This window comes from Chitinophagaceae bacterium (assembly GCA_007695095.1).
In the GTDB taxonomy this organism is placed as follows: Bacteria; Bacteroidota; Bacteroidia; order Chitinophagales; family REEL01; genus REEL01.
Genome location: REEL01000059.1, coordinates 23,790 through 34,614, shown reverse-complemented (window position 1 = coordinate 34,614; position 10,825 = coordinate 23,790). Strand labels below are relative to the sequence as shown.

The 10,825-nt window shown below is 36.1% G+C and carries 5 protein-coding genes; 1 reads left to right on the top strand and 4 read right to left on the bottom strand.

Translation table 11 applies throughout. From position 1 onward, the window contains the following. Nucleotides 1-19 precede the first annotated feature (19 nt). From EA412_01670 to EA412_01660, 3 genes are all read right to left on the bottom strand, one after another. Nucleotides 20-5,161 (bottom strand): hypothetical protein, encoded by a 5,142-nt coding sequence (locus tag EA412_01670; protein ID TVR82353.1) that lies wholly within the window; start codon nucleotides 5,159-5,161, stop codon nucleotides 20-22. A 43-nt stretch (nucleotides 5,162-5,204) separates the two neighbouring features. Then, nucleotides 5,205-6,299 carry a hypothetical protein gene (locus EA412_01665; GenBank protein ID TVR82352.1) on the bottom strand — a complete coding sequence of 365 codons (1,095 nt, stop codon included), beginning with the start codon at nucleotides 6,297-6,299 and terminating at the stop codon, nucleotides 5,205-5,207. 109 nt (nucleotides 6,300-6,408) lie between these two features. Beyond that, on the bottom strand, nucleotides 6,409-7,044 hold the full coding sequence (locus EA412_01660) for a hypothetical protein (GenBank protein ID TVR82351.1): 636 nt from the start codon (nucleotides 7,042-7,044) through the stop codon (nucleotides 6,409-6,411). Between the two features lie 69 nt (nucleotides 7,045-7,113). Between EA412_01660 and EA412_01655 the strand changes: the two genes are divergently transcribed. Beyond that, a complete protein-coding gene (locus EA412_01655; protein TVR82350.1) occupies nucleotides 7,114-8,397 on the top strand; it encodes a tyrosine--tRNA ligase in 1,284 nt (427 codons plus the stop codon). On the opposite strand, the gene EA412_01650 is transcribed toward EA412_01655, so the two are convergent. After that, nucleotides 8,394-10,784, bottom strand: coding sequence for a hypothetical protein (locus EA412_01650; protein TVR82349.1), 2,391 nt, complete (start codon nucleotides 10,782-10,784; stop codon nucleotides 8,394-8,396). The two genes, EA412_01655 and EA412_01650, sit on opposite strands and share 4 nt — an antisense overlap. Nucleotides 10,785-10,825 lie beyond the last annotated feature (41 nt).

Here is a 10,825-nt window from a genome sequence, read left to right as displayed (position 1 = left end):
AATTGTGTGTAAAAAAAGTTTATCTGGCTATATACATTTTGCCGAACCCACTATGGAAAAATCTGTCAGCAGAGGTTTCTAATCTATCAATAGATTGACCGTCTATAGTAGCAACTACTCTATATAAATATAAGCCATTTGCTAAACGGTCTCCAAACTGATCGGTCCCATCCCATCTGAATTCACTGCGATTATTTCCTATTCTGATAGGACCCAGTTCATTCATCATTATTTCTCTTACAATTTTACCGGTGACTGTCATTATTTGAATCTTCATAAAGTCAGGTACTTTATTACCTGTTAATGTAAAAACAAATTGGGTTGATGTTGAAAATGGATTTGGATAGTTCACTATGTTTGAAATCATTGATTTATTACTGATCTCATAAGAAATCTTATAGTCCATTCCGTCTTCAGGATTACCATAATACCCTGATATATTATTACTTCTATCCTGAGCTTGTACTTTAAGTCTGTAAATACCATCATCCGGGAATTTTCTTCTTAGTATAACCTCTGCCTCATTGTTTTGAGAGCCTGAACTTGCCGGTATAAAAGAGACATCCGGTTCATTAAAGTTGATTCTTTTTAATTCCCCGTTGGGATACTCTATAAATACATTAAACAAGGTGGTGTCGTCCAGCATTAAAAACGGATTTTCATCTTTAAGCTTAATTCTGATTTCCGGTTCTGATGATACCATTTCACCGTCCATTATATGAACTCCGTCAAAAGTGACATCGAGCAGAGGATTCATATTATCACCTACTCCTCTGAATTGAAGTACCCCAACATTATTAAAATGATACATTTCAGGCTGATCGTTATCTGGATTAATTTCTATTGAAAGCGAATTAAGGCCTTTGAAGTTATTATTATTTGTAGATAAATTAAATGATGCTGTGAAGCTCTCGTATTCATCTAAGGGTTGCTCTCTCTTAAGGTACTGACTGCTTTGATTAATTGCATTGTTTACGGTATATTTTATCAACATACTATCCATTGGTATATTAGTCAAATTTTCTACGGCAACTTTAAGTATAAGATCTTCTCCCAGGTTTATGGTATCTCCTACAAATTCAAAGTAAGCAGCAGGATTTATGGCTGCATCAGGTAATTTATCATACAATACTCTCCAGTAATCCAGTTGTGATGGCTCCCGCAAACTATCGTCTTGAGTAAACATCTGCAACCTGATTTTCGGATATTGATTTGCATCTATTGAACTGAGGCTTTGAAAATTATCGGTAATTTCATCGAAAATAACCGTTTCTGCTCCCGAAGGAGAAATTCCAAATATTTTAACACTGGTTGAGTCCAATCCTTGAGATGCATGATTCCAGTAAAATCCCTGCCATTCAGATGCCGGTCCAACAACTGTAGAAGTGACTCTTCCGGCATACCAGTTAACTTCAAATGTTGCAGTCATATCCAATACATCTGCCGGTGACTGTCCTCTTTGTTCTTGTGCAATTCCCGGATTTCCTTTTTGACCAAAAAATACCCATGGTACATTTGATGTTGGAAGGTTTGGTAAAACTGCAGCTTCATTGGATCCTAAGTCTGTCAAAATTTGTAATAAATCCGGTCCAAACTGACTGTAGTCAGGATTGTTTATACTTTGTATCATTACGTAGTTTCCGTTAGGAACAGCATTTAAAAAATCAATTACTCTTTGTCGCCATACGGCATCATCAAATCTAAAGTCAAAAGCAAAGAAATCTCTGGGTTTGCAATGAAAGTTCCCCCACTCAGGGTTCAATGGAATTGACTGACTTAAATCAATGAGGGCAGGGTCGTATTCACTTACCCATGGCTCACCGGTGACACTGTCAAAGACGGCAATTGATAGTCCGCTGCCAAATCCGTCACCCCCGCAATTCCAGTATTGCATTCTTACCCCATTGAGGTAATAAGCTATATTATCCCAGTGTAAGCCGGAAGTCTGCCAATGCCCGGTAACAATTCTTACTTCTTTTATGTCATCTACATATTTGAATTTTCGGTCATTGTCCAGATACATATTAAAATAGGAATCTTTCAAAAATTGATAATAATGAGATTGATTCCAGCCGGGATAATTGTTATCTAAAAATATAAAAGAACTGTATCTAAACTCCTGAGTCTGCCCTTGCGCAGCTTTAATGCCAACTCTCCAATAGTAAACGGTGCTATCTACATATACCAGATTTGGAGTCCATTTTAACACACCGCCCATTTGATTAATAGTCGTCGATTGTTTTAATGGGCTGTTAAAGAGTTCAGTTGTATCTATTTCAATAATATAATCTCTGACGGGAGCAAAAGGGTTAGCTGTTGAAGCTTTCAGGGTTATATTCTGATACGGCACAATGGCAAAGTCATAAGGATAAGCTGGAAGAACATCATCGGAAACAATATTGAGATTGTAAACGATTTCATTGTTTGTTTCTGAAAGCTCATCTATTTCATCATCAGCATCAATTTTTATTCTAAATATATTCACGCCCATTGCCGCATTAGATTCCATAGGAATTCTTAACACAACGGTATCCATGAAATAAGGAGCTTTAATCTTTTTACGATAAGGCAAGGAACTGCCATCCGGAAATTCCCGACTTGCCTGAAGGATAATGCTGTCTTTTACAGCTCTTCCAATATTAGCAACGATAATCTCAATATCAAACGAATCCATATTTATAGTAACCTGGCTGGGTTGAAAACTAATATTTTGAGGCTCTAATACATAATCAGGTTTTGCGTGTGGGTTTATTCTGAGTGCAGGATCGCCATTTAAGGTCATTTCAAGAGCAATCATCGTATTAAAAACACTATTTGAACAACACTGGTCAACTTCCTGCACGGTTTTTCTTATAACTTCCCCTAGAGTGGTTCCATAGCTTTCCTGTGCAAAAAATTTATAAAATCTTTCAGAATAAACATTCAGTCCAGAAGCGGCGGAAAGTCCCAAAGTAGAAAGAAAAGCAATAGCTCCTCTGTCAGGTGTTAGTGTAAAACGTTCACTTATACCTTTGGAAGAACCAAAAATATTGCCACTAAAGCATCCATTGGAAAGAATAATTGGATATTTCCCAAAGTTTGTATAGTTTTCAGGGTCGTCTAATGCAATGTCAAAGGAGTTGGGATTGGAATGTCCGAAGAATGTAATTAAAGAAACTCCATTGTCAATTCTGTTTTTTAATTGCTGGGATTGGGCAATCTGAATCGGAGAAGAGCTGGTTTTAAAATATTCAGTTACAGCTCCTCCAAATAGAGTGTCTTCAAGTATTTCTTTATAATTATTCAGGTAAAATCTAAATAAATTTTGTTCCTGGTTGTTATTTCCTCCTCCCAGGTGAAGAGCCTGTTTCATCCAGGCTTTATTATCTATGGTTTGGTGTGGGTCTCCGGTTTCTGCCTGATGTTGTTCAAACTGTTTAACTTTTTCCAGATAGTTTTTTAAATCAGCTCCATTGGTAACAGGGATACGGCCAATTGGTACTCTTGGGAAAAAGGTGTTTGGTGCAGCGGCTAGTAAAACATCAGATGCCGGCTCTCCAAATGACGGAATTAAATTGTTCTGAAAATTATTGAAATTAAATCTTGAACCGCTATATGTTCTTCCTTTACCAATGAGTAATATGTGCTGCGGGCGTATACCCCAGTTTGAGGCGGCATAGTTTATAAAGTTTCTGATTGCCAAAGGGCTTTTTCTGACACCATAAGCAAATTGATCATATAATTCATCTATGTTATAAATTTTTGCATTGTAACCCCCTCCCGTCATACTGCTTCTGTATTGTCTGTATTCTTCAACTCGATTAACACCCGAGTTGTCTGAAAACAAAACTGAGTTACTAATGATAACATAATTTGCCTGATTGCTTGTAGCTGTAATGTCTGTAAAGTCAATATGAGATATAGATGTAACCGTTTTTATGCTTCCGGATGCCTGATTGTTAATTACTAAACTTCTGCTTTGATTGGGATTGTTAGGAGCAGGTAATCTAAACTGTTGTGTTGAGCTCCCTGCTTGCCCCGTTAACCTAATGTTATTTGTCAGGTCATATAAAACAGGTGTAGAGTTTTGGTGATCAAAGTTTAGAATTTCAATGAATCGTTCTCCGGATTGAGCAGATAAATTGAATTTAAATTGTTGTTGATTATTGAAGTTAAAGGTTCTTGGGTATGTAATCTCCATCAAAGCAATGTTGTTTCTGTCAACACTTCCGCTTCCATTTGCCAGAAAAGAAAAAGTATTCGTGGATTGCAAAGAGGATATTGGTACAGTAAAGGTGTCTTTATGCATTCTGTAACCGAAAAATTGTTCATCTTTCAAAGTGATACCATTGAATTGAAAAATGAAGTTATGATCCGAGTTTGAAGTACTAACAGCAGCAATATTTACTGTGGCTGAAGGCCCCTGATTATAAATTCCCGGAGTTGATAAATTGGACGTATAGGTTGATTTGTTAAATTCCGGACCAACAAATCCTTCGCCTTTATTAAATGTTGATTTGTATAATCTTTGACCTCCTAAAATAGAATAATTACCTCTGTTGTGTACTGAAGTTAAAACGTTTCTTGCGGAATGTAAAAAATAGTTTTCTTTAGCAGGAGGATTTGTTAAGTTGTTAGAAACAGTTGTAATTAAACGGTTGCTTTCAGAAGCTGTTTTAGGTCTAAAATAATAAGTGGCAGTATCATTATACAAACTAAAATGTGGGTGTAATTGGTGGTTATAATCTTCATATAAAATCTCTTCATTACGTCCGTCATTTTTTTCACCGTAAAACTCAATGTAATCACCCGGACCAAGTATCCCTGTGTTTGAAGTATAGTAAGGAATAACACTCCCATCTCTGAAAAAAATTAAATCACCGCCGGCAACTTGATTCAGGTTTAAACCCTGAAGTGAATTTAATACACTGTAAGGAATACGGTAAATTCCGTTTTCCGCTACTTTAACTTTATAATGTCTTTTTGAATAATCAATCCACTCGTTCCCTGAAAAAGTTTGTGCACTAAGGTTGATGCTTGCAAGCTGTAAAGCTAAACTTACAATCATTAATGAAACAAAATACCTTAATACTTTAGAGAAGTCCAAGCTAGATTTTATTTGATGATTATCTAAATTACAAAAAAGATTAATTGTTTTAATGTTTACCGGACAGAATCTCATTTGATTGTTTTGTTAAAACTATACGTACTTTAAGTCAAAAAGTTTAGAATGAAGAGTCATCTGCTGTTGGTCTTCTGTTAATTCCCACTTTAAGTGAAAAAACATGTGAATAGAGAGCGTCTGATTGATTCCCAATATCAGTAAAAGCATAATCAATTCCAACCGACCCAATCTGCAAACCAATGCCAATATTTGGTTGAAACATGGTAGTTTTATCGCCTTTATTATCAGTGGCTTGTTGAATGTTTCCAACTCCTGCTCTTAAAAAAATTATTTCCTGATAAGTTGCTTCTAAGCCAAGATGTGGATCAAAGCTTGCAAAATTGGTTTTTACAGGTACATTTCTTTTTCCGTCAGTAGTAATATCAACATTTAATTCCGGTGTAATCCTGAAGTTTTCTCCAATTGCAAAGTCATAAGCACCACCTAAAATAAGTCTTGGGGCGGTTAACTCTAATGAATTTGAAGGAATTTCGTTTCCGGTGATGGCTAAAACTTCTTTCTCTCTATCCGTAAATGTAAATGACCAGGCATTAAAAGTAGTAGTAACATCTCTTGCCATTAATCCAAGATGCAGATTGTTTCTTTTGTATTGCATTCCAAAGTCGAGCCCAAAGCCCCATGCGGTTGCAAAACTACCGGCCGTTCGGTGAATAATCTTAACACTTCCACCTATATTCAATCCTTCAGTCCTGAGTTTTTGTGCATAGGAAATTAAAAAGCCGTAATCAGCAACTGAAAAAGAGGTTATTCTGTCGTAGTTAATAGTGCCGTCAGGAGCATAAAGCTCCATAGTATTTGGTATGTCATCAACCCCAAAGCGAATAGCAGAAATTCCTAAAAACCGTTCTCCATTTTCCATAGGGATAGCTACTCCTAAATAATCAAATTTGGCTATTCCTGCAAAATATTCTGCATGCATTCCACCAAACTGAACGTCATGATTTATCCCAATCATACCGGCAGGATTCCAAAACCCGGAAGTTACGTCATTGACGGTGGCTACCTGAGCATTTGACATTGCTAAAGCACGGGCACCAATACCAATATTCATAAATTCATTACTGTATTTCCTGACTTCTTGTGCTTGTACAGTAATACTAAAAAAGAAAAACAGGCAAAAGGCCACAAAACACATCGCCGTGCTGTAGTGTTTTAAAGCATTCAACCGAAAGAGAAACAAGCAATTTGAGCTGGTTTCATATGACTTAAGACCACGAAATATTGGCATATGAAAGGTATTATTTTTAGAAGAGTAAATTTAATCGTTTTTCTATATAAATTTCAGCTGAAGGAATAAAATCCACTAATTTATCGAAAGATTTTTGATGTGGTTTTCGAATAGTCCTATAATATACCCTCGATAACGCATACAACCATTTTTCATTGTTTGTATAATGCAGTAAATATCTACTGTTTATAAAATGTATGAACCGTTCCCATAATACTGACGGATTAACAGTTGTATTTATAGTTTTCATTAATTGTTCGAAGATTTTAAAGTCAAAAGAATTTAATATCCGGTAATACAATACGGCTAAATCCGGATTTTGTTTTATTAATACTCTGTCAAGCATGAGTTCGATAAAAAGATGAGATAGAAAAAAATTTCTTTCAAAACGGTCAATTTTAGATAATTTAATTTTTATATACTCGTTGCAAACTTTAAAAAAGTCACTGTTATGAAAAAATTTATCTGCCTCAATATGTGCTTTAATTCCGGCAAAAACTAATCCTTTCTCATTGCTGTAAGCAGCATTGCCCAAAGCTATTTTTCTGTAAGCGGCACTATATTCTTTGAACAAGTCGGGAATTGTCAGACCGGCTACGAATTCCGGATTCTGTTCCGGTTGTTCAAAGTAGAAATGAGTAAAAAAATTCATGATTAAGGATTATTCTCTATTTTAAACAACAGAAGTTAAATAATATTTATTTTTGCCTCAAAAAATAAAATGAATATAATTGAAGAACTCAAATGGAGAGGACTTTTCAATGATAAGATAAAAGGTACTACTGAATATTTAAAAAATAACCCCGGAGCGTCCGTTTACATTGGCTTTGACCCGACGGCATCTTCTCTGGGGATAGGTAATTTAGTACAAATAATTTTATTAAAGCATTTTTTAAATCACGGTTTTAAGCCGATTGTTTTATTAGGTGGTGCAACAGGCATGATAGGAGACCCCTCCGGGAAGTCCGCAGAAAGAAATTTGCTTTCTGAAGAGGATTTGTTCAATAATGTCGAGCAATTTAAAGCCCAAATGAATAAGTTTCTTGAGTTTGGAGAAGGTGCAGGGAAAGCGACATTAGTAAACAATTACGATTGGTATAAAAACATTAATATACTTCGTTTTTTGCGTGATGTGGGTAAGCATTTAACCGTCAATTATATGAGTGCCAAAGATTCCGTTAAAAGCAGACTTGAAACAGGCATTTCCTATACTGAGTTCTCTTATCAATTGCTTCAGGCGTATGATTTTTATCATTTAGCCGAAACCAAAAATTGCTTTTTCCAAATGGGGGGGTCAGACCAATGGGGTAACATTACTTCAGGTATAGAACTGATTCGAAGGATGTCCGGCAAGCAAGCCTTTGGACTCACAAGTCCGTTAGTTACAAAAACGGATGGATCAAAATTCGGTAAATCTGAAGAAGGAAATCTGTTTCTTTCACCAAAACTTACCTCTCCATATAAATTTTATCAATTCTGGCTGAACCTGTCTGATGAGGATGCAGAAAAGATGATAAAAATATTCACTTTCTATGATAAGGAAAAGATTGAAAGTCTTATTTCCACTCATCAGGAAGCTCCTCATTTAAGAAGTCTGCAAAAAGAACTGGCAAAGGAAATTACAACTTTTGTTCATTCTGCTGAAGATTATAATAATGCTGTAAACGCATCAGAAATTTTATTTGGAAAATCAACAAGCCATGCCTTAAGTGATATTCCGGAACAGACTTTTTTAGATGTTTTTGAAGGTGTGCCTAAAAGTATTATTTCTGAAGATTTGTTTTCCGGAGAAGGTGTTGATATTGGAAGTCTGCTTGTTGAACATACCAATATATATGACTCTAAAGGGTCACTAAAAAGAGATATAAAAAACAACGCTCTATCAATAAATAAGGAAAAACAACAGAGTGCTGAGAAAAAAATAAATAGCGATTCTTTTATTAACGATAAATATCTGTTGATTCAAAAAGGAAAAAAGAATTTTAACCTGATTGTAAAAGCTTAGTTTTCTCGTTTTCCCAGCTCTCCGGAAGTTAGGGCTTGTAATCTTTCAAACTCATCCAGACCTTCATTCAGGAAGTTTAAAAACTCATTCTTGTTAGGTGTATATCCCCGCGGATCATTTAATGGATTTCCATCATGATTTAAAAGTACATAATAGGGTTGAGAGTTCATGTTATATACACAAGCTTGAAAATCGCTCCACTTATTTCCAATAGTACGGACTCTTCGACCGGTACAATCAGACACAAATTGCTCATCCTCTGGAAGCATTGTTCGGTCGTCCACGTAGAGCGAGAGAAGTATGTATTTTTCTTTTAGAACAGGTAAAATTTCCGGCTCTATCCATACATTTTCCTCCATTTTTCTACAATTTATACAGGCCCACCCGGTAAAGTCCAGCAATATGGGTTTATTAACTTTTTTAGCATAGTCAAAGCCTTCCTCTAATTCATGAAAACAAGGTATCCCATGCGGACAATTATTCTCTGTTTCAAAGATTGAATAGAAAGTTGGCGGAGGAAAACCGCTTAATAATGATAAGGGAGCACCTCTGAATCCAGGAATTAAATAAGCAATAAAAGCAAAAATTAAAATGACAAAGGCCCATCGGGTTTTTGAGATTTTTACATTAGGGCTGTCACCCGGAAATTTTATTTTCCCTAGTAAGTAAATCGCCCAGGCAAGAAAAATGATAATCCAGATTGCGATAAAGGTTTCTCTTTTTATCAAGCCAAAATTATAGACTAAATCTACGTTTGATAAAAATTTAAGGGCTAAGGCCAGCTCTAAAAATCCTAAAGATACTTTAATGGTATTTAACCAACCTCCGGATTTCGGTAAACTGTTTAACCAACCCGGAAATGCCGCAAAAAGTCCGAAAGGAAGTGCCAACGCGACGGCAAAGCCTGCCATTCCCACAACCGGGCCCAACACATTGCCACCAACAGCAGCCTGAACAAGTAATGTTCCCACGATTGGTCCTGTACAGGAAAAGCTCACTAAAACCAGGGTAAATGCCATGAAGAAGTTACCTACGATTCCTCCTACATCTGAGGCACTGTCTACTTTATTAACTAACGAAGTGGGAAGGGATATTTCAAAATATCCAAAAAAGGAAATTGCAAAAATGACAAAGACAGCAAAGAAAAGCATGTTAAAAAAGGCACTTGTTGCCATTCTATTCAGTGCATCTGCTCCTAAAATTACCGTTACCAAATATCCCAATACAACATAAATCACTATGATGAATACGGCATAAAGAGAAGCATTAGCAACCCCTTTTCTTTTTGTAGTACTGCTTTTCGTGAAAAAGCTAACCGTCAATGGAATCATCGGGAAAACACAAGGAGTCAAAAGGGCAATTAGTCCACCAATAAATCCGGCTATAAAAATACCCCACATTGATCTGTTTTCTTCAACAGGTGTTTGTACTGCTGTTAGTCCATATCTGTCTGTTTGAATTGGACTGTCGTCATCGGTGTTAATTGCAAATTCAATAAAGTCAGGCGGCAAACAGCGTGTATCATCACAAGTCATAAACTCAAGAAAACCACGGACAGGAATGTCTTTATTTTCAGCATCTATTTGTTGTCTGAAGACTGCTCTCACAGCATACTTTGTAAGTTCCATATCGAAGAACTGGTCGAGACCTTCTTCCGTTTTTTCTCCCCATTCTTCTATATCGCCTATTAATGAAAATTCCCCATCTTCTTCAAATTCAAAAGTTGTTGGAATCGGTCCTCCCTCAGGCACATTGCCTGAGTATACATACCATCCCTCATCAATCAGTGCTTCAAAAACAACAAAGAGGTCTCCATCCTCTTCAACGATTTTATAATTCCACTTAACAGGCTCTAACAGCCCGCTACTCTGTTCGGAAGGAGCCCCAGACAGAGATATATCGGAAGTTTCGGAAGCAGCTTTAACGTTAAACTCAAAGTCAACCATGTCAGGAGGCAAGCACCTCTCGTCATCACAGGTCATGAATTCCAGATAGCCGTTAACGGTAAAGTTTTTTTCGGTAGACTCTATACTTTGTGTAAAAACGCCTTTTTTGCCAATTTTTTTCAAATCCATATCAAAAAAATGGTCGTAACCATCTTCGATAATTTCTCCGCTTTCCTTGGTATTTCCAATCAGTTTAAAGGCTGAGCTTTCATCAAATTCAAAAGTAGTGGGAATTGGACCATTATCATCAACAAACTGAGAGTAGACATACCAACCCTCATCAATATTTGCAGTAAAAATTAAGTCATAGGTATTTTCTCCGGTTTTTTCATAGCTAAAGCTCCATTTTACCGGTTCTAAAATTTGTGAAAAAACCGAAGTGGAAATGAAAAAACTTAAAAAAAGCAATAGGGTTGCCTTTTTCCGTAAAAAATTCACCATCATTTATTTATTTTTCTCAAATTTATGTAAACTTAAGAGAT